Source organism: Labrenzia sp. C1B70 (assembly GCF_000475395.1).
Taxonomy (GTDB): domain Bacteria; phylum Pseudomonadota; class Alphaproteobacteria; order Rhizobiales; family Stappiaceae; genus Roseibium; species Roseibium algicola.
Genome location: NZ_AXCE01000034.1, coordinates 598309 through 619925 on the forward strand (window position 1 = coordinate 598309; position 21617 = coordinate 619925).

17 protein-coding genes, 1 tRNA gene and 1 riboswitch are annotated in these 21617 nt (G+C 57.8%); of the genes, 5 read left to right on the forward strand and 13 right to left on the reverse strand.

The genetic code is table 11. The annotated features are described in order from the left end of the window. The first annotated feature begins 21 nt into the window (after nucleotides 1-21). Nucleotides 22-1152, forward strand: a complete 1131-nt coding sequence (locus Q666_RS57280) for a carboxylate-amine ligase (protein ID WP_031268555.1) — start codon at nucleotides 22-24, stop codon at nucleotides 1150-1152. 32 nt (nucleotides 1153-1184) lie between these two features. Here Q666_RS57280 and Q666_RS57285 read toward each other — a convergent pair whose 3' ends face one another. Continuing rightward, nucleotides 1185-1427 (reverse strand): hypothetical protein, encoded by a 243-nt coding sequence (locus Q666_RS57285; protein ID WP_031268556.1) that lies wholly within the window; start codon nucleotides 1425-1427, stop codon nucleotides 1185-1187. Between the two features lie 325 nt (nucleotides 1428-1752). Here Q666_RS57285 and cobD point away from each other — a divergent pair, with 325 nt between their 5' ends. Both cobD and cbiB read left to right on the forward strand, forming a co-directional pair. Next, a complete protein-coding gene (gene cobD, locus Q666_RS57290) occupies nucleotides 1753-2754 on the forward strand; it encodes a threonine-phosphate decarboxylase CobD (RefSeq protein ID WP_022998760.1) in 1002 nt (333 codons plus the stop codon). A gap of 9 nt (nucleotides 2755-2763) precedes the next feature. Next, nucleotides 2764-3741 (forward strand): adenosylcobinamide-phosphate synthase CbiB, encoded by a 978-nt coding sequence (gene cbiB, locus Q666_RS57295; protein WP_022998761.1) that lies wholly within the window; start codon nucleotides 2764-2766, stop codon nucleotides 3739-3741. 10 nt (nucleotides 3742-3751) lie between these two features. Here cbiB and Q666_RS57300 read toward each other — a convergent pair whose 3' ends face one another. From Q666_RS57300 to cobU, 6 genes are read right to left on the reverse strand one after another with little or no spacing between them, the layout of a single operon-like run. Further along, nucleotides 3752-5233 (reverse strand): cobyric acid synthase, encoded by a 1482-nt coding sequence (locus Q666_RS57300; protein ID WP_022998762.1) that lies wholly within the window; start codon nucleotides 5231-5233, stop codon nucleotides 3752-3754. A 6-nt stretch (nucleotides 5234-5239) separates the two neighbouring features. Beyond that, nucleotides 5240-5539, reverse strand: a complete 300-nt coding sequence (locus Q666_RS57305) for a YrhK family protein (protein ID WP_022998763.1) — start codon at nucleotides 5537-5539, stop codon at nucleotides 5240-5242. Nucleotides 5540-5589: 50 nt separating this feature from the next. Further along, nucleotides 5590-6228: a cob(I)yrinic acid a,c-diamide adenosyltransferase gene (gene cobO / locus Q666_RS57310; RefSeq protein WP_022998764.1), complete on the reverse strand. Its 639-nt coding sequence runs from the start codon at nucleotides 6226-6228 to the stop codon at nucleotides 5590-5592. After that, nucleotides 6225-9983, reverse strand: coding sequence for a cobaltochelatase subunit CobN (gene cobN / locus Q666_RS57315; RefSeq protein WP_022998765.1), 3759 nt, complete (start codon nucleotides 9981-9983; stop codon nucleotides 6225-6227). Before cobN ends, cobO begins: the two co-directional genes overlap by 4 nt. A 34-nt stretch (nucleotides 9984-10017) precedes the next feature. Continuing rightward, a complete protein-coding gene (cobW, locus tag Q666_RS0133920; RefSeq protein ID WP_031268560.1) occupies nucleotides 10018-11136 on the reverse strand; it encodes a cobalamin biosynthesis protein CobW in 1119 nt (372 codons plus the stop codon). Further along, nucleotides 11133-11684: a bifunctional adenosylcobinamide kinase/adenosylcobinamide-phosphate guanylyltransferase gene (gene cobU / locus Q666_RS57320; protein ID WP_031268561.1), complete on the reverse strand. Its 552-nt coding sequence runs from the start codon at nucleotides 11682-11684 to the stop codon at nucleotides 11133-11135. Before cobU ends, cobW begins: the two co-directional genes overlap by 4 nt. A gap of 32 nt (nucleotides 11685-11716) precedes the next feature. Beyond that, nucleotides 11717-11935, reverse strand: a riboswitch (cobalamin riboswitch). Nucleotides 11936-12269: 334 nt separating this feature from the next. On the opposite strand from cobU, the gene Q666_RS57325 reads away from it, so the two are divergent. Together Q666_RS57325 and Q666_RS57330 are read left to right on the forward strand one after the other, a co-directional pair. Then, nucleotides 12270-12345 (forward strand) — tRNA-Asn (locus tag Q666_RS57325). Nucleotides 12346-12437: 92 nt separating this feature from the next. Then, a complete protein-coding gene (locus tag Q666_RS57330; protein ID WP_081713350.1) occupies nucleotides 12438-13832 on the forward strand; it encodes a site-specific integrase in 1395 nt (464 codons plus the stop codon). A 1122-nt stretch (nucleotides 13833-14954) separates the two neighbouring features. Here the strand turns inward: Q666_RS57330 and Q666_RS57335 are convergent. From Q666_RS57335 to Q666_RS57355, 6 genes are all read right to left on the reverse strand, one after another. Further along, on the reverse strand, nucleotides 14955-15512 hold the full coding sequence (locus Q666_RS57335; protein WP_022998770.1) for a recombinase family protein: 558 nt from the start codon (nucleotides 15510-15512) through the stop codon (nucleotides 14955-14957). Between the two features lie 112 nt (nucleotides 15513-15624). Further along, nucleotides 15625-16332: a hypothetical protein gene (locus tag Q666_RS57340; RefSeq protein ID WP_022998771.1), complete on the reverse strand. Its 708-nt coding sequence runs from the start codon at nucleotides 16330-16332 to the stop codon at nucleotides 15625-15627. Between the two features lie 121 nt (nucleotides 16333-16453). Further along, nucleotides 16454-17383 (reverse strand): restriction endonuclease, encoded by a 930-nt coding sequence (locus Q666_RS57345; protein WP_022998772.1) that lies wholly within the window; start codon nucleotides 17381-17383, stop codon nucleotides 16454-16456. Nucleotides 17384-17394: 11 nt separating this feature from the next. Beyond that, a complete protein-coding gene (locus Q666_RS65160; protein WP_022998773.1) occupies nucleotides 17395-18642 on the reverse strand; it encodes a GIY-YIG nuclease family protein in 1248 nt (415 codons plus the stop codon). A gap of 18 nt (nucleotides 18643-18660) precedes the next feature. Continuing rightward, nucleotides 18661-20136 carry a restriction endonuclease subunit S gene (locus Q666_RS57350; protein WP_022998774.1) on the reverse strand — a complete coding sequence of 492 codons (1476 nt, stop codon included), beginning with the start codon at nucleotides 20134-20136 and terminating at the stop codon, nucleotides 18661-18663. Beyond that, a complete protein-coding gene (locus Q666_RS57355) occupies nucleotides 20133-21596 on the reverse strand; it encodes an N-6 DNA methylase (protein ID WP_022998775.1) in 1464 nt (487 codons plus the stop codon). Before Q666_RS57355 ends, Q666_RS57350 begins: the two co-directional genes overlap by 4 nt. Nucleotides 21597-21617: the final 21 nt, after the last annotated feature.

The window sequence follows — 21617 nt, forward strand, 5'->3', positions numbered from 1 at the left end:
AACAGCACGGAAGCTGCCTGCATGAAGGAACCGAGTTTCAGCATTGGCGTCGAGGAAGAATATCTCCTCGTCGACAGATCGACCCGCATGTTGGCGAGTTCGCCGCCACCGGAACTGTTCAAGGCCTGCGAAACGGCCCTCGAAGGACGGGTCAGTCCTGAATTTCTGAAATGTCAGATCGAGGTTGGAACACCGGTTTGCTCCAGTCTGCAGGAAGTACGCACGGAACTCGGCTATTTCCGCAAGACCATTGCGCGCGAGGCGGCAGTGTTCGACCTGGCGCCGATTGCGTCTTCAACCCACCCCTTCGCCGACTGGACGGACCAGCCGCACACAGACAAGGAACGTTACAACGAGATCGCCAGGACCATGCAGCTCGTGGTCAAGCGCATGGTGATCTGCGGAATGCATGTTCATGTCGGTATCGAAGACGAAGAACTGCGCATCGAGCTGTTCAATCAGCTCGCCTATTTCCTGCCGCACCTGCTCGCACTGAGCACTTCATCCCCGTTCTGGCGTGGTCGGAACACCGGCCTGAAGTCCTATCGCCTATCGGTTTTCAACGAAATGCCGCGGACCGGCCTGCCACCCGGATTCGACAGTTACTTCGACTATCGGCACACGGTCGACATTCTCGTTCGCGCCGGTGTCATCGAAGATGCCACCAAGATCTGGTGGGACCTGCGCCCGTCCGACCGGTTTCCGACACTGGAAATGCGCATTACCGATGTCTGTCCGTTGCTTGACGATGCCGTCGCCATAGCGGCGACTTTCAGATGCCTGTGCCGCATGCTTTACCGCTTGCGCCGCGCCAATCAGGGGTGGCGGCAATATTCACGGTTTCTCCTGGCGGAAAACCGCTGGCAGGCACAACGACACGGCACAAATGCACAACTGATCGATTTCGGCCGCAACGAAACGGCAGCCTTTCCGGACATGATCGAGGAACTGATTGAACTCATTCTTCCGGACGCAGTTCATTTTGACTGCGTGTCCGACGTGAACCATTTGAGGCAAATCGCCGCCAGGGGCACCTCCGCAGAACGCCAGCTGGAACTGGCTGGTGATATTCCTGAAGACGGTCACCTGCCCCAGGACATTCTCGACAGGATTGTCGACCAGTTGATTTCCGAGACCCAACGAGGGCTTTGATCAATCCAATCGTGGGTCGGCTCTCGCCACGATCAACCTGGTTGTCTTGGCGGCGTTCCGTGAGCGTCTGTGTGAAAAAACTCGGTCGAACCGGTCAGCACAAAGGCAAACTCGTCGATTTCCTCTATCACCGCAGCGGCAGAGCGTGACAGTCCGGATCTGGGGCGCATGCCGCGCTGCGCCTTGATCAAGGCCTGCCGCGCCAGCGCAAGCTGAGCCAGCAGGGCGTCGCGTTCCACGTCCTGCAATGGTGAATGGTGGCTGGTCTTTGCCATCGAGGCGTCCTTCGGTGCACATTGTTCTTCTTTTGTTCTTTTTTTCTGCACTTTGACGGATCTGTCAATGCGCCCAAAGTTGCGTCGCCTTCGTCCTTACCCGCCTCACTTGCACCCTAATGACAGAAGCGCGGTACCGAACACGGATAAATGTTTGAAAAGGCAGGCAACAGCGCATAACAGCTTTTGGGACAGGACGAACAAAAGCGCAGGACGTTCTTGCGGCAACGCATGTCGGGAACCGTCTGTACTTTTGGCCTTCCTACCGGCTAGATGAGTGACGAAAGGCAGATCGGCCGACCTGCCAACTGCAAGAGGCATTTTCATGGAACACGGCGGGGATTTGACCCTTGCGATTGAGCGCTTTGGCGGAACGCATGACGACTGGCTGGATTTATCAACCGGGATAAATCCATACAGCTATCCCGTGCCTGACGACCTGCCGCTGTCCACCTGGACCAGCCTGCCGGCACGCGGCGCCGAAGAACACCTGATTGCAGCTGCTCGCCAAGCTTATCGCATTCCCGACAATCTCGCTGTCTGTGCAGCGCCTGGAACACAGGTCCTGCTGTCGCTTCTACCGACCATCCTTCCTGAAGGGCCGGTCGTTCTCGCCTCGCCCACCTATACCAGCCACAGGGATGCCTGGACGCGGGAAAGCCGAGCACCTATCGAAGTATCCAGCGTCTACTCCCTGCCCGCTGATGCAAAGATCGTGGTTCTGGTCAATCCGAACAATCCGGACGGACGTCTGATAGATGTCAAAAGCTTGATCGAAATCGCGCGGACACTGAGCGCACGCGGCGGTTATCTGGTGGTGGACGAAGCCTTTGCCGATGTCGTACCGGGCGCGACCTTGCTGCCGCACATCGGAACCGAAAACGTTGTCGTTTTGCGGTCCTTCGGAAAGTTCTTCGGTCTTGCGGGACTGCGGATCGGCTTTCTTGCAGGCGAAAAAACCGCCATTTCCAGAATGTCCGGCCTGCTCGACAGCTGGAGCCTCAGCGGACCGGCACTGGAAATCGGAGCCAGGGCACTGCGTGACAGCACCTGGCAAGATCGGACAACCAGGCAGTTGATCGAAGACATGGCGGACCTGACAGTCGCGCTTTCCGAGGCAGGTCTCAGTGTCTTCGGCGGCACGCCTCTCTATGCGCTTGCCGGTCTGCGCAATCCCAAGGGCCTGCATGAGGCCCTTGCCCGCAGAAGGATCTGGACGCGGATCTTCGACTACGCACCAACCTGGATCCGCTTTGGCCTTCCAGGTGGACCGGAAAATCTCAAACGTCTGACAGACGCTCTTGCAGAAGCGCTAAAAGAGGTCTGACGGACCGGGATGCTGCTTTACGACCACGCTCTCTGGCTGCTTGTCGCCGCGCTGTTGCTGGACGCCCTGATCGGTGATCCCGACTGGATGTGGCAACGCCTGCCGCATCCGGTTGTCTGGATCGGCAAGTTGATCGGCCTGTTCGACCGGCATTTCAACAAAACGGAATTCGCACCGGCGACACGCAAGCTCGGCGGCGTGCTGACACTCCTGGCGTTGCTTGCCAGCGCCGGACTTGCCGGCGTCGTCATTGAGGCCGTTGCGAAGTGGTTGCCATATGGCAGAGTGCTTGAAGCTGTCGTAGCTGCGGTGTTTATCGCCCAAAACAGTCTTTACCGTCACGTGGCAGCCGTGCGGGATGGCCTGTTGAAGGACGGGTTGGAAGGTGGCCGCAAGGCGGTTTCTATGATTGTCGGACGTGACCCGAACCGGCTGGACGAAGCCGGTGTCTCGCGGGCAGCCATCGAATCCTGCGCCGAGAATTATTCCGACGGTATCGTGGCGCCCGTATTCTGGTTCGCCGTGCTCGGCCTGCCTGGATTGATCGTCTACAAGGCGGTGAATACAGCCGACAGCATGATTGGCCACAAGAACGAGGTTTATGCCGACTTCGGCTGGGCGGCTGCCCGTTTCGACGATCTGGTCAATCTGCCCGCCTCGCGCCTGGCAGGGCTGTTTATCGCCCTGTGTGCGCCCTTGTCCCGAGGCTCGGTCCGCAAGAGCATTGCCTGTATTCTGGACGACGCCCGCAAGCACCGCTCGCCAAATGCCGGTTGGCCGGAGGCTGCCATGGCAGGCGCATTGAACCTGGCTCTTGCAGGACCTCGGATCTATCCGGGTTACACCGTCAATGACCGGTATCTGAATGCGAGTGGACGAAAGGATGCGAGGGCAGAAGATATTTCGCGCGCCTTGAGGATCCTCATTGGCTGCTACGCACTCGAGGCGTTGCTGATTGCAGGTCTGGCGCTATTGCTGGCCTTCTAGGTCAGGCGTTTTAAGCCGCGCCGCGTGCGATCTTCAGGATGGCCTCCACGTCGAGGACGCTGTCCAGATGCCCTGCAAGATCATCCAGAATCCTGTCTATGTCCCTGTCATAACTGATGTCTGAGCGCACGCCGAAGGCATTCAGGTATGCCGTCCGGAACGCATCGGCGGTGAACAGGCCGTGAATGTAGGTTCCGTACACTCGGCCATCCGCTGAGACCGCACCATCGAACCGACCATCATCAAGGCGCATCATGGGATTGGTACAGTCTGGCCCGGACGTTCTGCCAACATGAATTTCGTAGCCGGAGACAGGGGCTCCGCTGGCAACATGGGTCGCGCGTGCGGCAACGGTCGATTTATCTGCCGTCAAGATGGTCTCGACATCCAGATAGCCCAGGCCTTCGACCGTTCCGGGGGATCCCTCGATACCGTCCGGATCCGAGATAACCTTGCCCAGCATCTGATATCCACCGCAGACGCCCAGGATGTGCCCACCCCGCCGGTGGTGTGCCTTGAGATCTATGTCCCAACCCTGTCTGCGGAAAAAGGCAAGGTCACCAACCGTGGACTTGGACCCGGGCAAAAGCACGACATCGGCGTCTCCCAGCAAAGGGGTGCCGGGTTGAACAAGCTCAAGCGTTACACCCGGTTCAAGCCGGAGCGGATCCAGGTCGTCGAAGTTCGCGATCCGCGAGATCACGGGAACAACGATCTTGAGCCCCCCGTCACCAAATCCGTCCGCCAGACCGAGCGCATCTTCTGCCGGAAGTTTCGCAGCATCCGCAAACCACGGGACAACACCGACACCTTGCCAACCGGTGCGCTGCTCGATTTCTCGCAAGCCTTCGTCGAACAGGCTCGGGTCTCCCCGAAACCGGTTGATGAAGAAGCCCTTGATGCGCTGCCGTTCGTTTTCTTCCAGCACAGCACAAGTTCCGACGACTGATGCAATAACCCCGCCGCGATCTATATCCGCACACAGGATCACCGGCAGATCCGCCGCCTCGGCAAATCCCATGTTGGCGATGTCTCCAGTGCGGAGATTGATTTCCGCAGGGCTTCCTGCCCCCTCGACAATCACCAGATCAACACCTGAGGCGTTTATCGAAAAACTCTCCAGAACCTTCGGTAATAATTCAGCTTTCTGCTTTCCATATTCGCGCGCCCGCATCGTGCCATGTCGCTTGCCCTGTACGATTACCTGAGCACCGGTGTCGGTTTCGGGCTTCAACAGTACGGGGTTCATGTGAACACTCAACGGAACACGGCAGCCCATGGCCTGAAGCGCCTGGGCCCTGCCGATTTCGCCGCCGTCGGCTGTAACGGCAGCGTTGTTCGACATGTTCTGCGGCTTGAAGGGGCGAACGCTCAGGCCACGGTTGGCAAAGAGACGGCACAGACCGGCGACGATCAGGCTTTTGCCAACATTCGAGCCTGTGCCCTGGACCATGATCGCCGGCACCTTGCCGGCCGCTTTTGTCTCAACCATGCAACGTCAATCTTTGCCGAATGGTGCTGCGCCATATGGCCGAAATTCGCTTGGCACCGGAAGATTGGCGAGCCGCAATTCCAGCATCAAGCGAACCGTCGGCCGAACGGCAAAGAGAACGGATCCGATCACGAACAACCATGTTCCTGCATACATCAGGCTGTCGTAGAAAAAGAAGACGCTGCCGACAAGAAACGTCAATGCAGCCAGAAATTCGACAACGGTTCGGTACAGTTCGTATTTCCGGACCGTTTCCACATGCGCCTGCGAGGCCGTGCGAAGACTGTGGTCGAATAGCTTGCTCATCCTCGATCCCCTTTGATTACCTCTGGGTTTCGTGATCCAAGTGCCCGGGTTTAAAACTCGATGCCTTCCTGTGGTTTCACACCAGACCGGAAGGGGTGTTTTATCTGGGTCATGTCGGTGACAAGATCTGCAATGTCGATCAGCTCGTCCTTGGCATTGCGCCCCGTGATGACGACATGCACATCGTCCGGTTTTTCGTTCTTCAGGAAATCGACCACTTCGGCGATGTCCAGATAATCGTAGCGCAGAACGATGTTGAGCTCGTCACACAGGATCAGGCGGTATTCACCAGACGTGATCATGTCCTTGGCGGCTTGCCAGGCTTCGTTCGCCGCATCGATATCCCGCTGCCGGTCCTGTGTTTCCCACGTGAACCCCTCACCCATCCGTTTGATCGTGACGAGATCGGAGAACCGTTCCAGAGCCATGCGCTCACCGGTTTCGATCCGCCCCTTTACGAATTGCACCACGCCCACCTTGTGGCCGTGACCGAGAGAACGGAACACCATCCCGAAACCGGCTGTCGACTTGCCTTTGCCCTTGCCCGTGTGGACGATCAGCAAGCCCTTTTCGATGGTCTTGGTCGCCATGATCTTGTCACGTGCGGCCTTTTTCTTGCGCATCTTCTCGGCATGGCGGGCATTGAGTTCTTCTTCGGTCAGTTCCGGCTTGTCCTTGTCGGCGGTCACGATGCGTCCGTCCCTTCCAGTCTTGTTTTCAAATCATTCAGCGCAGCATGGGTCGAATTGCGCCGCGGCGTCCAGAGGCCGCGTTCAATTGCTTCATGAAAGCGGTCCAGCATTTCGTTGAGACCCGCCGGGTTGGCGTCCTTGAGGAAATCCAGAACGGCTTGGTTATCCACGTAGGCGTCATACAGCTGATCAAAATGGTGATCTCCCACGGCACGGGTGGTCGCGGCAAACGCGAACAGATAGTCGAGCGTCGCAACCATCTCGAACGCGCCCTTGTAGCCATGCCGCATGACACCTGCGATCCACTTCGGATTTGCCGCACGAGCGCGCACCACGCGGCCGATCTCTTCCGAAAGGGTGCGGACCACCGGACGCTCAGGCCGCGAATGGTCGTTGTGGTAGACCGTCGGTGCTTCGCCTTTCAGTGCTTCGACAGTCGCTGCCAGTCCGCCCTCGAACTGATAATAGTCGTCACTGTCCAAAAGATCGTGTTCGCGGTTGTCCTGATTGTGCAGGACTGCGTCCACGGTTTTCAGCCTCGTTTCGAGATCGTGCCTGGCGACGGAGCCGTCCGCACCGCCACCGTAGGCGTAACCACCCCATGTCAGAAAGGCATCGGCAAAATCCGAACGTTCCTCCCAAAGCTTCTCGTCGATCAGCGCCTGCAGACCAGCACCATAGGCACCCGGTTTTGAGCCAAAGACACGGAACCCGGCCCTGCGTTCGGCTTCGTTCTTGTCCAGCCCTTCAGCCTGAAGCCGTGCACTTTCCGATCGCATTCGTGCGGCAATCGGATTGGCTTCGTCCGGTTCTTCAAGCGCACCGACCGCACGGGCGGCGCTGTCAAAAAGATCCATTTGATGCGGGAAGGCATCGCGGAAAAACCCGGAAACCCGCAAGGTAACGTCGACACGCGGTCGTCCAAGCTCTGAAAGCTTCAGAATTTCGAACCCGGTGACACGGCCCGAACCCTGCTCCCACACCGGACGCGCCCCTATAAGCGCCAGCGCCTGGGCAATGTCGTCACCTCCGGTTCGCATGTTGGCAGTACCCCAACATGTCAGGACCAGCGATTTCGGCCATTCGCCTTCTTCCTGGAAGTACCGTTCTGCAACGAGAGATGCGGATTGCCAGCCGAGCCGCCATGCGGTTTCGGTCGGCACCGCACGTACATCGACGGAGTAGAAGTTCCGGCCAGTGGGCAGCACATCCGGACGCCCACGCGAAGGCGCGCCGGACGGCCCGGGGGCAACGAACCCACCTTCCAATGCCGTCAGCACTGCGCTTGTTTCAGCGTGTCCGGAGCCGGTTACCGCCGGTCGCAGAACCTGGTTTAGATCATCCAGAACAGCACGGGTCGATTGCCACGCCTCAGGCACTCCGCGATTACCCGCAACGATTTCGCGGGCAAGAAGCTCGATACGTTCGACCGTATCGCCTTGCGATCTCCAGGGAGCCTCCAGAACATGTGCGAGGTGCTCCGGTCGACCCTGCTGCCAGGAGGCAGCGAAATCGCAATCCAGTGGATCAAATCCTTCAAAACCGAGGTCCGAAGAGATGGCCCTTTGCAGGCTCTGCTGTTCCGGTCTGTTGCCGCGCGGCACCCTTGCCAACGCAACCAGCAGATCCATCAGAAGATCGCCTTCGGGACTTTCGCCAAGAATATGCAGCCCGTCCCTGATCTGCAGTTCCTTCAGGTCGCACAAGTGAGCGTCGAGGCGCGCAAGGCGGGTTTCCTCGTCCATGGTCTCGGTAATACCGATATCCTTGTCCAGACCATGCCGCGCAGCGGTGTCCAGGATGTCCCGCGTCAATGCCTTAAGGCGGCGCGGGTCAACGCCGCTCGCCAGATAATACTCATCAAGCAGCGTCTCCAGCTCTTCGGCGACGCCATGGCTCTCCGCCCGGGCCAAAGGCGGTGTCAGGTGATCGACGATCACGGCCGAGGTCCGTCGCTTGGCCTGCGCCCCCTCGCCAGGATCATTGACGATGAACGGGTAGATGTTCGGAATTGCCCCCAGAACAGCTTCCGGGAAACAGCTTTCAGCCAGGGCCAGTGCCTTGCCGGGCAGCCATTCCAGATTGCCGTGTTTGCCGAGGTGAATGACGGCATCGACAGCGAATTGTTCCCGCAGGCAGATGTAGAAGGCAAAATAGTGGTGCGGCGGTACCAATGCCGGATCGTGGTAGGTTTCCTTCGGATCGATGTTGTAGCCACGCGCCGGCTGAATACCGACCACCTGATTGCCGAACCGGTGCAGGGCCAGGCGGAAATGGCCATCCGTTACATGAGGATCGTCCGACGGTGCTCCCCAACGATCAACAACTGCTGACCGAACAACGTCGGGCAACTTGTCGAAGGAGCGCTCGTAGTCCTGAAGCGACAAGGCCTGATATTCGTCCTTGCCTGATCGGCCTTCCAGGGCATTGGTTACGCCCGAAGTCAGGATTTCCATCAGATCGACGGAGCTTGCTGGAACCTTGCCGGCGTCATAGCCCGCGGCGGCCATGGCCTTGAGCAAATGAACGCATGACGCAGGCGTGTCGAGCCCTACGCCGTTGGCAAGACGCCCGTCCCGGTTCGGATAGTTTGCCAGGATAAGGGCTGACTTCTTGGCTGCAGTCGGTTTCCGGCCAAGTTTCCCCCAGGCGGCCGCAAGCGCCGCGGTAAACATGATCCGATCCGGAACAGGCGTAAAGGCAACCGGCGTCGACTGGGTGGCCTCATCGAAGACCCCTTCTTCCTTGAAGGAGACAGCACGGGTCAAGATCCGGCCGTCAATTTCCGGCAAGACGACATGCATGGCGAGGTCACGTATCGACAAGCCCTGATCGCTGTCTTCCCAGCCCTCTTTGGAGGAAGACGAAAAGACGACCTGCAGCACAGGTTTGCCGGGTCGATCGAGCGGTGTCGGCTGATGGGCTGCTCCGGCCTTCGAGACGGCGAAGGCAGTACCGTTCAACACGACATCAGGCGGTGCCTCATCGAACAGGCTTTCCAGAACGGCGACGGATTCCGCTTCCTTCAGGCTGGAAACATAGATCGGCAATGCATTTACGCCGGCTTTGTCGAGAGCAGCGATCAACGCATCCAGTGGTGCGGTTTGGGCACCTTGCACCAGAGCGCGGTAGAAAGTGATCGCTGCAACAGGTCTTTCAGGATCCCGCCACGCGGCCTTCAGTTGCGCTATATCGGGGGCGGCCTTGCCAGCAAGATAGATACCCGCGCGAGGAAGGGGCACCGGATGCGCGGGCTCTTCTCCCTTTCCGATCAGGTGCGCTGCATATCTCAAGGCATTGGCGTAATTCTCCGCGCCGCCTTCCACACAATATCGCCAGAAGCGATGCACTTCAGCTGGTGATCGGGTGGAGCGAGACGTCAGTTCTTCGTCCCACTTGTCGTCGCCCGGAATGACAATCAGATCGATGCCATTCGCGCGGACTTCTTCTTCAAACCTTTCCAGGCCGTAGCGCCAGTACTCCACTCCACCCAGAATTCGCAGAACGATCAGCCGAGACCCACGGACGGTCTGTTCGGCATAAAGATCGACCGAATAGGGATGCGACAAGGCCATGAGATTGGCGAGCCGCAGGCCTGCCCGGCCTGTTCCAAGCCGTGATTGCGCAGCGGCAAAGCTTCCCAGTTCGGTGTCTGCAGCGGACAGGAACAGAATGTCGGCTGGAGACTGGCCGAGATCGACCGCGTCCCCACCGTCATCGATCCGGCGCGTCTGGCTGGCGAGAATGTGCATGCTTGGTCTTTATTTCCAGCTTCTATCCAGCGTGTCAGGCAGCAGCCGTCAATTCACCCAGCAGGCCACGAACCGCAGTCAGGTCGAGGCCCTTCAAACCGATCACGACCAATCTGCCGCTGCTCTCAGCGCCGGCGGCGAACCAGGTTTCGACACGCGGTCCGACAGCTTGAACCATTGCAGGTGCTGCCTTGCCCTCGATTTTTACAGCCCCCTTGATGCGCAGGACGCCTTTTTGCGCCATGGCTTCCAGAACCTTTGCCTCTGCATCTTTCAGGCTGGCGAAAGATGAGACAGCCAGCACGTGACTTTCAAAATCATCGTGATGGTGATGATCGTGATGATGGTCGTCATGGTGATGATCATGATCATCATCGTGGTCATGGTCGTGGTCGTGATCATCATGATGGTGATGATGCTCGTGCCGATCAGCCATATCGTCCTCGGCAGCAGAGCCCCTGCCGAGCAGAACTTCAATCGGAAGCGTGCCTTTTTCGGATGTCACCACGTGAACCGCCGGACGAACATCGGCGGCGATCTTCTCATGCACCTGCTTCAAAGCGTCTTCGGAGACGAGATCAGCCTTGTTCAGAACAACGAGATCTGCGCAACGCAACTGGTCGTGAAAGAGTTCTTCAACAGGACTGTCATGATCAAGAGCCTCGTCGGCGGCACGCTGCGCGGCAAGTGCATCTTCATCAAGTGCGATCCGGCCTTCGGCGAGTGCTGCAGCATCCAGCACTGTTACAACACCATCTACCGTTACCTTCGGCTTGACGCTCGGCCAGGAGAAGGCCCGAACGAGCGGCTGCGGCAGAGCCAGGCCAGAGGTTTCGATAACAATATGCTCCGGCGGATTGTCCCGCGCGAGCAGCATTTCCATGGTTGGCAGGAAATCGTCGGCAACGGTGCAACATATGCAGCCATTGGTAAGCTCAACCACCTCTTCCGCGGCGCAATCGGGATCAGCGCATCCATTTACCAGGGAACCGTCGAAGCCCATGTCCCCAAACTCATTGACAATGAGGGCAATGCGTTTGCCATTGGCGTTGGTAAGCAAATTGCGGATCAGCGTAGTCTTGCCTGCTCCGAGAAACCCAGTGACGATCGTTGCCGGAATTTTTGCGCCCGGCTGCAGGGATGAAGTGGTCATAATTTGATATCCGGTTGTGATGTGGGTTTCAAAAGTATCGGCAGGCCCGCAGCAACGAAGACGACCTGTTGGCACCTATGCGCCATATCCTGGTTCAGTCGTCCCTGCACATCGCGGAACGACCTCGACAGACGGTTCTCCGGCACGATCCCCATACCAACTTCGTTGGAAACGAAAACGCACGGCCCCTGAAGACCCTTCAGAACCGCGCAAAGCCGTGCCGTTTCGGCGGGGATGTCCTTGTCTGCAAACAGCAGGTTCGACAGCCACAGGGTCAGGCAGTCAACAAGAACCACCCGGTCTTGCCTGCATTCGTTTTCAAGCACCGCTGCAAGTTCGAGCTGTTCTTCCACGGTGATCCAGGACGGGCCGCGTTGATCTTTATGAGCGGCGATCCGGCTGGCCATTTCATCGTCGTGGGCAGCACCAGTCGCGATATAGATTTTTTGCAGACCGGTTTCATGGACAAGCTTTTCCGCGAACCGGCTTTTTCCGGAGCGGGCGCCGCCGAGGACCAGCGTCGTCCTCTCGCCGTTTGAATGCGTCATTCCTTCTCCCAGCCGTCCGCCCGACAGCGCCATAGGGTTGACAATGTGACGGCCGGTCTCCTGGCTTGCGGCTCAGCGCGGTCTGTACCCCTTCCCGGCCCCATCAGGACGCCAGTGGTTTTCGTACAGCCACTCACCGCTCACAGTTGCGGGGGCAGCTCCGGATCTGGACTTGAAAAAGACCGCACCGGATTCCCGTTTCATCCGGATCAGGCAAGGCCTTTTCCGGAACCGTCGGTTTCTTCCTAAACGTATCTTGAGGCCGACACAAGCAGCAGAAAGTCGCTGACGACTAACCTTGAAAATCGGCCAGGCATTCAACACGGACGCCTTCTTGCGCCAAAGTCAGAAAAAGGCACAGCCGATTTAGTCTGCCCGGGGTGTTCCAATCGTCGCGAAACGTAGGGTTTTCCAAGCTCGACAGAACGCCTAGCCATCTGAAATATATCGAGTTTTCCACACCGAGATCAAAAAAATGACGGCTTGATGAAAAAAACGCCCTCGGGGGCTTGGCAAACGGATCAAGCCTTTGATATACGCATCTCCATCGACGGGGCGGCAGCGCGCTGGCCCCGAGCGTGGTGATCCCCAGTAGCTCAGTTGGTAGAGCAAGCGACTGTTAATCGCTGGGTCGCTGGTTCGAGTCCGGCCTGGGGAGCCATCACCACCTCCTAACTTCCGAAAATCATTAGCTTTCAAGGGCTTCCGTTTCCTCAAAGGTACACCGCGCGGTACACCTAGAGGTACAACGGCATGTTGATTGACGTGAAATATCTCCAGAAACGCGGCAAGTCCGCTTGGCGATATCGCCGCAAAGTCGCAAAGCATCTCCGGGACACTCTCCAGAAAACCGAGTTCGTTATCCCGCTTGGGAACAGCGAATCTGCTGCAATCAGGGCCTACCCAAGGGTCCACGCCAAGGTCGAACTGGACATCTTGACTGCAGAAAGGGGACTGCACAGCGCGACCCCTTCCACTCCTTTAGAGCGTTACAAGGAAGCTCAGACCACGGTCGCTGAGTGGGGCTTTGACCCCAAAGCTGTCGAGTGGGACACCGAAGCAGATCCAAGAGGTATCGCTCGCGACGCGATGATTGATACGATTGAAAGGCGATACAGGAGGGATGACGAGGGCTACCCCATCGATGTCTCGCCGGAGGATTCGGAACTCTTGCGGATACTCGCTGGTGGCGCAAAAGCGAAACCACCCAAACCAACTCTTGAAGACGCCCGCAAACAGTACTTGAAGGACGTCGTTGGTGAGAACAAAAAGCGGATCGCTCAGTTGGAGCGGGTCTTCAGATTGATGACCGAGGTCCTGCCCGCCTTGACCCCTCTTTCAAACATCACCCGTCAGCAAGCTCGCGAAGTGAGAGATCACATGCTTGATGGCAGGTCCGCCGCCTCCGTCCAGCGGTATTTGAACGTTGTCCGAGCGATGATCAACCACGCGAACACTGAGTTTGAAATCGCTCCTGCCAAGAATCCCTTCATGCGGCTGTCTGTCGAGAAGGCTGACAAGCCGGACCTCAAGCTCAACAAGCGGAAACCCTTTTCCGAACCTCAGTTGGAAGTGGTTCGAGCCCGCGTCCTGAGCATGGCGAGGGATGACCTGAAGTTGATCTGGCGCCTGCTCGAAGCAACGGGATGTCGCATCAGTGAGATAACCGGGCTTCGTCGAACAGATATCGCGCTGCAGGACACGATACCTCATATCCGTGTCGAATGGCATGAGAACCGGAGAATCAAGACCGAGGCTTCGCACCGCTTGGTGCCATTGGTAGGTGATGCCATCGACGCAGCCAGAGAAGCTCTCTCACTGAGCAGCGGGGAAATGGTGTTTCCAGCGTACGGACGAGAAGGCGGCGGTGATTCCGCCTCGGCGGCTCTGGGAAAGCATGTGAGGGCTTGCATCGATGATCGGAAGGTGACGACGCACTCGCTGAGACACCGCATCAAGACGCTGACCCTTCGAGCAGGTGTACCGAGAGACGAGCGGCGTATTCTGCTGGGACATACGCAAGGAGGAGGCAGCGAAGAAGTGTACGATGACGAGCCCACCCGCCTTGTCGCCGCGAGACGTGCACTCCTTGCTGCCTATGAGGAAGCAGATAAGCTGAAACAGTCCATCGCCGATCAAACTGGTTGAGAACCTGGCCTCGACAAGAGAACAGATTGCGGCACCCTATTGTTGTATTTTTGCAACAAAACAATTGATGACTATCTTCCTGGCGGCTCTAACAAAGGCTACCTCCCGGCGGCAGCCCTCTTATGCCGATCAGGTTCTCGTCGAAGCCGCCTGTCGTCGAACCGCAAGCCCACCCTCAGCTGATCGACAGACGCCTTCCGTCCACCCGAGTTGCCCACCATGGTTGAAGGGGACTGCTTGTGAGCAGGTGTCCCCTTTCCCTCGGTGACACCTAGAGATCGCATCGGGTCCACCATGGATGTCCTTGCAGGTGCCCCTTGAAATGATGATCTCCTCCACCAGGAGGAACCATTCCCCGGCAGTGTCACCATAGGAAGGGTATGGTCAGCCTTAGATCCACCTGATTGGTTCTTCAGGTGCCCCTAAGGTGCCACCATAGTGGACCCTATGGGTTCCCCTCAGGGGAAATACCTTCAGGGAGCCACTGTAGTTGCCCCCCTTACCCCCCATGGACTGAGGATAAGGAGGGAGTGTCTGGTCTTCAGTCCAGCCACCGCAGTGCCCCCAACAACATACAAGTTGTCTGTGACGCAACTTTTCGGATCCATCTGAAGATTGCCCCTTTGTCGACCCTTGGTGGCCCCTTCAAGTTGGCAGCCTCCGGTGGCCTGGCGACCAAATGCCAACGGACATGATCAGAGAGAGAAACCTTGGTTGAGGGGACTGCTCCTGAGCAGGTGTCCCCTTACCTGCAGGTGTCACCAGAGCAACTTCTTAGGTACCACTATGGGAGGCACCTAAGGTGTAACCTGAGGGGCATTCCCCTTCAGGTCGCCACTGAGTTGCCCCCTTACCCCCCATTCAAAGAGGTAAGGGAGACAGCCTGAACCTTCAGTCCAGCCACTTGAGAGCCCCCAACAACATGCAAGTTGTCTCTTGTGCAACTAATTAGGGGACCTTGCTCTTTCCCCCTCGTGCCGACCGCAGGAGCCCTTCAGCGGAACACCTCCTACAACAGAGCCCAAAATAAGAGTCGCTGAGGGCCTTCTGGGGCCTTTCTGGTGGCATCCTACCAGTCATCCCTCAAACGCCCCTCAGTGGACTCCTCAGGGCTCCTGAGAGTCATTTCTGGGTGGCAAGTGCCCTATAGACGGTCGCCTTCGATAGACCCGTCTTCGACATGATCTGGGGTACGGTGAAGTCATCCTTCTCACGCATCGTCCTGATCGAGGCGATCACATCAGGGGTGAGTGCAGGCTTGCGACCGAACTTGGTGCCCTTGGCCTTCGCCTTTGCAATGCCGTCCATCTGGCGTTCCGTGCGGATGTTGCTCTCGAACTCGGCGAATACCCCCAACATGCCCAGAAAGGCTTTCCCAGCGGCGTCTCTTGTATCGATGGACTGATCGAGCACCTTGAGAGTAACCCCTTTGCCTTCAAGTTCTCGGACGATCCTGAGGAGATCCTCGGCACTACGGGCCAGCCGGTCGATCCGGGAGATCACCATCGTGTCCCCTTCACGCAGGTACTCAAGGCATCGCTTGAGTTCCTCACGGTTTGCATCGACACCGGACCTCTTCTCCTCAAAGAGCTTGTCGACACCAGCCGCTTCAAGCTTCTCCTTCTGGACGTCCAGGGACTGTCCAAGGGTGGACACACGGGCATACCCCACCAGCGCCATTCTCAAAACTCCTAAGATGAAACGAGAAGACACTTATGAGACACGAAAAGAGACGTGTCAAGAGTCAGTCTCAGAAGTTATAGAATTTGCGACTGCGCGAGGCGCTATAGCGTCAAGAAACTCGCTCAGCGGGCACTACGTTGTGCTCTGGAAAGTCATACAGCAAAGCATATTCAGTATTGCGAACGCCGAGCGACTGAATTGAGAGGTGCACTGTACGAACGAATGACCGCAGATTTGCAAGATCTGCTTTCTGGATGATATTGATAAGCTTTCTAGCCTTCAGCATTTCCCGTCGAGCGTGAGCCTTATATCTTTTCCTGATATGTGTCTTCAATTCTTCATCTGAGCTTTCAAGCAGCACACGTACGTAAACAGTGACCAATTGTGCCGATTCTACATCAACCGGAAACGGACCTGTCTGCCCGATCGGCGAGTTTCGCACTGAAGAGTTGACATCTGCATGAGGGTCAAATCCAAGTTCCAATAGTTCGGGATAGATTAGAACGTGCTCGATAATCGAAAGCAGTTCTCTGCAGACAAGCGAGACCAACCAAGTGTCTCTGGCCGTATCCAAAGTGATCGTAGAGGGGAATCCCTTCGCTCGATACCTTAGATGGCAAAGTTCGTGTGCGATATTGTAATGAGACAGTGTTTTCACACACACGACGGGAGTGGCGTTTTCCACTGTACAAGCAGCGTGAGCGACTAACGCTGGTTCCGAGCGATAGACAACTGCTTGACCGAATAGTTCTTCAACTTCAGCATCAAGCTGTTCTGTGGCGGGGTCGAGAGCCAATCCCAGCACCTCTTTTGCCATGGTTCACCTCCTCAAGTGCATCTGTCGCGATACTATTGACCGACCTCCCCCACCGGGGGGAGCCGCCTAAGCCGCTACTCTGATTGGCCGCTCGGAAATTTGCAGCAAACATTCCGACCCCCTACCCGTCCTCGGTGAAGAAGTCCTCGTCCAGCCGCTGGATCTGGATGGTCTGTTGTGAGCGGGTGCCGACGCCGTGTTCGATCATCAGGTCGGCGAGCCTGTTGCCGTCGATCAGGATGACCCTCTGGGGCAGGTTGTGAGAGTACTCCACGGCTCCCCTTGAGAAGCCCGAGGTGGTCACGAAGACGCCCTTGGTCGCTCCCAGCCCGACCAGAGAGCCCACGAAGCCCTGCACCTCAGTGCGACCGATGGAGTTCCCCTCGGCGTAGCGCTTGGCCTGGACATAGATCCTGTCGAGCCCCAGCCGGTCCTCGTTGATGACACCGTCGACACCGCCATCCCCGGATCGTCCGAGCTGTTCGGCCGCGTTCTTGTGAGAGCCGCCGTAGCCCATGGCGACCAGAAGGTCGACGATCAGCTTCTCGAAGAAGACTGGTGAGTTCTCGCGGATGCGGTCCAGAAGGTCTGCCCTGAGGGCCGCATTGAGCGACCGGTACGCCTGCTCGATCTGCTCTTCCGGCGTGGCGGAACTACCCTCCGCTTCTCCTTGGTCCGCAGCGTCCTGACCGCCACCTCCGCTTCCCTGCTTGCTGCTCTCATAGAACTCGACAAACTCGGGGATCTGCATGAGTGTCCGGGTGTCCAGCCGCTGCGGATTGCTCGCGAGAAACCGCCTGCCAGCCTCGGAAGCAATGAAGCGGCCGCGAGCGGGGCTGTCGATCAGACCGGCCTTGCTCATGTAGAACTTCGCCCAGTGGACCCTGTTGTGCAGCACCCGCTGACGACCGCTGGGGAGCAGTTCCTCCCGCTCTTCCTCCGATAGTCCAAGATCATTGGCGATCCTGTCCGCAAGATCGGGCACCCTCTGTTCGCCCTCAGCTGCATAGCGAAGCACGGGAAGCATCAGGGACTGGTAATCTGGGATCATCGAAATCGCCTTCAGTTCTGGCGCAGCGCGGTTGCGAGTGCTGCTTGTAGCGCGGTCTCTTTGACCCCGGATACAATCTCTCCATTGCTAGGAAGCCGATGCGCAGAAAACTTCTGCAGCAAAAGCTGTTCAACCGTCCTTGCGTCATCCTCTGAGGAGGTCGGCTGGTCAACGAGTATGTGCCACTCCAGGCCAGTCACTTCAGTTGCCATCGGCTTGTTGTGTGCTTTCAAACGAGCACTTGTCTCATTGGAGTAACCGACCTTATACGCCAGGCACTTTCCGCGTGCGTCTTTCAAGGCAAGCACGTAGACGTACCAGACCTCATGATCGCCAAAGCTTCCCGTGTAATCACCCTCATGCTTGGGAGCCAATTTGCTCACATGTTGAGCGATACGCCCCCTTCCAAGCAAAGACCTTGGCTCGGTAACCGCTACTTGCCGCCCTCTCAAACGCAGCAATGGTTCAGCGGTAATCGCATCCAGCTCGACGACCTTCGTTTGGGCCTGCAAATGATGGTTGGGGGTCAAGGGTCCAACAAGTTCCGAGAAAAGATCAGAGGGGGGATCGAAGGCCTGCACTTCAATTGGATGGAGGGCGTAGGGAAACCGCGAAATGGCGTCAGCAACGCCCTCATCGATCTCGTCACGATCAACGTAGTCCTGTGTGTTCACTTCAAGGCCGGAGACCTTATAGGCTCCCAGCACCATGCCATGAGATTCTGCAGGCGTCGGCTCGGATTTCGTTCCGACAGTAAAAACAACATCGCCTGCTGAGAGCACTCTCTTGGCATGGGTTCGCGCGGCCTTACTGGCAAAGGTCAGCGGCCAAGCCGGATCGCCTGGCACACCCCAGACATAGGTGAAGAAGACCTTGCTTGAATGGTGATCTTCGGCGGATTCTGGTCCCTCCTCGTGCGAGGCAGCCCAGGCAAAAACCTTGTCCTGCTCCGCCCTGAGAAAGCCTTCCTCATCGTCGATCGAATAGCCCAGCTCTCGGGCCGCGCTCACGAACCCTTTCAGCGAATCCGGCTCTAGACGTCCCGTCTGCAGGTTATCGTGATTGACCACAATTGCACTGAGCACTGGCCAACCTTGGCTATGACCAAAGCTGATAAGGTCCTTCAGGTGCTGCGGCATTTGACGCCGAACCTTGATCCAATCTTCCCCGCTGGCCTCTGCCACCTGCTTGTAGGAGATGAAGCGCCCCTCCCGCGCGGCGCTCAGAACAGCCTTTTTTGTTTCCTCAAGATCCAACATGGCGTTCCCCCGATAGCCTTAGCTTTTCCTCTTCCGACCGCGTTTCGCCTTCGGTGCAGCTTGCCGCTCAGCCTTGATGCGTTCGAGAAGCACGCTGGCGGGTTCGTCGTTGGGGTCCTGCGGCACAAGCTCGCCCCGGAAGGCCTTGGCAAGGATGGCCTCGTCCAGCTTGTCCGTCAGCTCCAGTGCCCGCTTGGCCTCGGCGGCCAGCCGGTCGATCTTCTGGAAGGCGCTCTCGATGCGCCGGACGATTTCTTGCTGTTCGGAGATCGGCGCTAGAGGAATAGGGAATCCCTTGAACATGCCCAGGTCTACTCTCAGCCTCGTGAGCCCGAAGGCTAACTCCCCAATCATTTTTTTGCAGGTTGGAGAGTTGAAGTAGTTCATCAGATACAGCTTAGAGGCCACGCACTCGTCGACGCTCATCTTCATGACGTCGGGCGTAACCATGGCAGTTCCGATTCCCTTTGGATATATGCAAGCGGTCCCCGGAGGGTCTCCTAGCTTTGTGACAAGAAGCTCACCGCCATGTACTGAGTATTGCTGATGCAACTTGGACCATACTTCAGGGTCCATGAAGTTGGGCTTGTGCGTCAGATATTCACCTTCTCCAACGTGCCTGAGAAAGATGATAGGCACTCCTTCCGACCGAAAGTCCTTTGCCTTGAATATAGTACCAAATGGACCGGCACAAATCGCGTTCGACGCATCTTTCGCCAGCCTGTAATTCTGTATCCAATTCCAACCCACTGGAAGCTTTTCCAGTTCGATTCCCTCAAGAACCTTGCTTGCCCCTCTGATTCTAAGTCGTCCCTGCTTCAGTCGCTCCGCAGCTTCCACTTCTTGCAGTGAGTCTTCGCCGGCTGTGTGCTGTATTCGCCAATCCTTCGTCAGCTCCCCGGAAAACGCCTTGGAGAGCACCGCCTGTTTGTAGCGGGTGACGAGGGTGTCGATGCGGGCGAGGTCCTTGCGGGCGCGGGCGGATCTGGCGCTCAAGGCGTCCAGCTTGGCGACAATGCGTTTCTGTTCTGCCAGGGGCGGGAGAGCAATCGTATGCGACAGTAGGTCTTTGTCACTGATGGCGGGGTACATAGTCCCGTCTTGTTTCAGACTAACTGCAGAGATGAACTGGTCGCTACAAACGAGGTTGAAAACGAACCTAGGCTCAGTAGCTTGGGAGGCCCTCAATACGGCGATTCCGGTCGAAGTCAATTGACCGTCTAGTTCATCTGGAACCATGGCAATGTTCTTGAGGTAAGTTCGGACAGTAGAAAAAAGGACATCTCCACCCTTGATGAAACGCCTTGCTCTTGAAGGGGCATCAGCGCCGCAAATTTCTTTGGGCTCCGCGATGCTTTGCGTTTTGTTGTCAATTGAGCCGATATCGACGTAGCGGAAGTGTTGGTCGGGCGTTTTGCGAGGGTCTCCTGTCTGGATCGGTTCGAGCAACCTACCCAGTTCGACCTCAGCCCACCCGTTCGGCAGCTCGCTCATTCCGCTGCCTCCGGAGCCTCTGCAGGCGCTGTCTCTTCCAGCTCCGCACTCAGCGCCTCGATCTCCGTCATCGCTGCCTGAAGGTGCCCCAGAATGGCAGCAGCGATGTCCTCCGGCTCGCTCAGCCCCTCTTCCGCCTCTTCCTCGGCCTCCCGCAGCCAGGAGATGTCCAGATTGTCTCCCCGGGCTTCGATCTCCTCGCGGGTGAAGCAACGCCAGCGGCCTTCCTCTCCCTGATCTTCACCCCGCTCGTTGCCGTGAGGGTCCGATCCGAAGGCCGTCTCGAAGTCCCTGAAGTGGTCTTCGGTCAGCTGGTTGGTCTTGCCGAACTTGGGCATCTGGGCGCGAAGGTCATAGACCCAGACCTCGTCCGTGTTGCCGCTCTCTGTCCTGCCCCTTGTCAGGAAGATGACGTTGGTCTTCACCCCCTGCGCATAGAAGATACCGGTGGGCAGCCGCAGGATGGTGTGAAGGTCGCACCAGTTCATCATCATCTGGCGGAGAGCTTTGCCGCGCCCGTCCTCGAACAGCACATTGTCCGGCACAACAATGGCTGCCCGGCCGCCCGGTTTCAGAGCACGGATGCAGTGCTCCACGAAGGGAAGCTGATAGGAGGAGACCGAGGCCGTCACCGTCAGGTCGTCCCGTGTCGGAGCCCCGCCAGCAGGACCGAAGGGAGGATTGGTCAGGATCAGGTCGGCCTTGCCCAGAGTCTTGCCCTTGTCCGACAGGGTGTCGCCCAGATCGACGTGATCGCTGTCGAGATCATGCAGGTAGAGGTTCATCAGAAGCAGCCTCAATGTGCCCGGCACGTTCTCCATGCCGTGGAACGCCTGTTGCTTCTGGAAGGCCTGTTCCTTCTCCCCGAGCGTGAAGTAGTCGTCCGTCGCCTTGCGCATGGCCTTGTCAGCCGCGATCAGGAAGCCGCCCGTTCCCGCCGCCGGGTCCTGGATCACCTCACCCGGCTTCGGCTGCATCAGCTTCACAAGAACGTCGATGAGGACACGCGGCGTGAAGTACTGCCCCGCCCCTCGCTTGGTCTCTTCCGCGTTCTTCTGAAGGAGGCCCTCGTAGAGATCACCGAACTGGTCCCGCTCCTCGGAGAACCAGTGAAGCTCGTCTATGGCGGTCACCAGCGTTGACAGGTTCTGTGGCTCCCGAATGAATGTCGAGGCGTTGTCGAAGATCGACTGCACCGTGCGCGGGTGGCCGCCTTCCGGATCGCCCAGCCTGGTGAGGGCTTCGCGGTAGACCCTCAGTCTCTGGAGCGGTTCGGCCTTCACCAGAGCCCCCCATCGGTAGCCTTCAGGTATCGTTCCCTCTTCCCGCTTGCGCTCGGCCATCATCTTCAGGAACAGCAGGTAGGTCAGCTCGGTCACATACTGCTGATAGGTGATGCCGTCCTTGCGGAGAACCGCACAGAGGCGCCAGAGTTTCTGGACGATGGCATTGGCGTTCATGAGCGGACTCGTTCCTTCCCG

Coding starts and splice junctions, on each gene's coding strand:
- Q666_RS57280 (WP_031268555.1), top strand. CDS start 22: ATGAAGGAACCGAGTTTCAGCATTGGCGTCGAGGAAGAATATCTCCTC.
- Q666_RS57285 (WP_031268556.1), bottom strand. CDS start 1,427: ATGGCAAAGACCAGCCACCATTCACCATTGCAGGACGTGGAACGCGAC.
- cobD (WP_022998760.1), top strand. CDS start 1,753: ATGGAACACGGCGGGGATTTGACCCTTGCGATTGAGCGCTTTGGCGGA.
- cbiB (WP_022998761.1), top strand. CDS start 2,764: ATGCTGCTTTACGACCACGCTCTCTGGCTGCTTGTCGCCGCGCTGTTG.
- Q666_RS57300 (WP_022998762.1), bottom strand. CDS start 5,233: ATGGTTGAGACAAAAGCGGCCGGCAAGGTGCCGGCGATCATGGTCCAG.
- Q666_RS57305 (WP_022998763.1), bottom strand. CDS start 5,539: ATGAGCAAGCTATTCGACCACAGTCTTCGCACGGCCTCGCAGGCGCAT.
- cobN (WP_022998765.1), bottom strand. CDS start 9,983: ATGCACATTCTCGCCAGCCAGACGCGCCGGATCGATGACGGTGGGGAC.
- cobW (WP_031268560.1), bottom strand. CDS start 11,136: ATGACCACTTCATCCCTGCAGCCGGGCGCAAAAATTCCGGCAACGATC.
- cobU (WP_031268561.1), bottom strand. CDS start 11,684: ATGACGCATTCAAACGGCGAGAGGACGACGCTGGTCCTCGGCGGCGCC.
- Q666_RS57330 (WP_081713350.1), top strand. CDS start 12,438: ATGTTGATTGACGTGAAATATCTCCAGAAACGCGGCAAGTCCGCTTGG.
- Q666_RS57335 (WP_022998770.1), bottom strand. CDS start 15,512: ATGGCGCTGGTGGGGTATGCCCGTGTGTCCACCCTTGGACAGTCCCTG.
- Q666_RS57340 (WP_022998771.1), bottom strand. CDS start 16,332: ATGGCAAAAGAGGTGCTGGGATTGGCTCTCGACCCCGCCACAGAACAG.
- Q666_RS57345 (WP_022998772.1), bottom strand. CDS start 17,383: ATGATCCCAGATTACCAGTCCCTGATGCTTCCCGTGCTTCGCTATGCA.
- Q666_RS65160 (WP_022998773.1), bottom strand. CDS start 18,642: ATGTTGGATCTTGAGGAAACAAAAAAGGCTGTTCTGAGCGCCGCGCGG.
- Q666_RS57350 (WP_022998774.1), bottom strand. CDS start 20,136: ATGAGCGAGCTGCCGAACGGGTGGGCTGAGGTCGAACTGGGTAGGTTG.
- Q666_RS57355 (WP_022998775.1), bottom strand. CDS start 21,596: ATGAACGCCAATGCCATCGTCCAGAAACTCTGGCGCCTCTGTGCGGTT.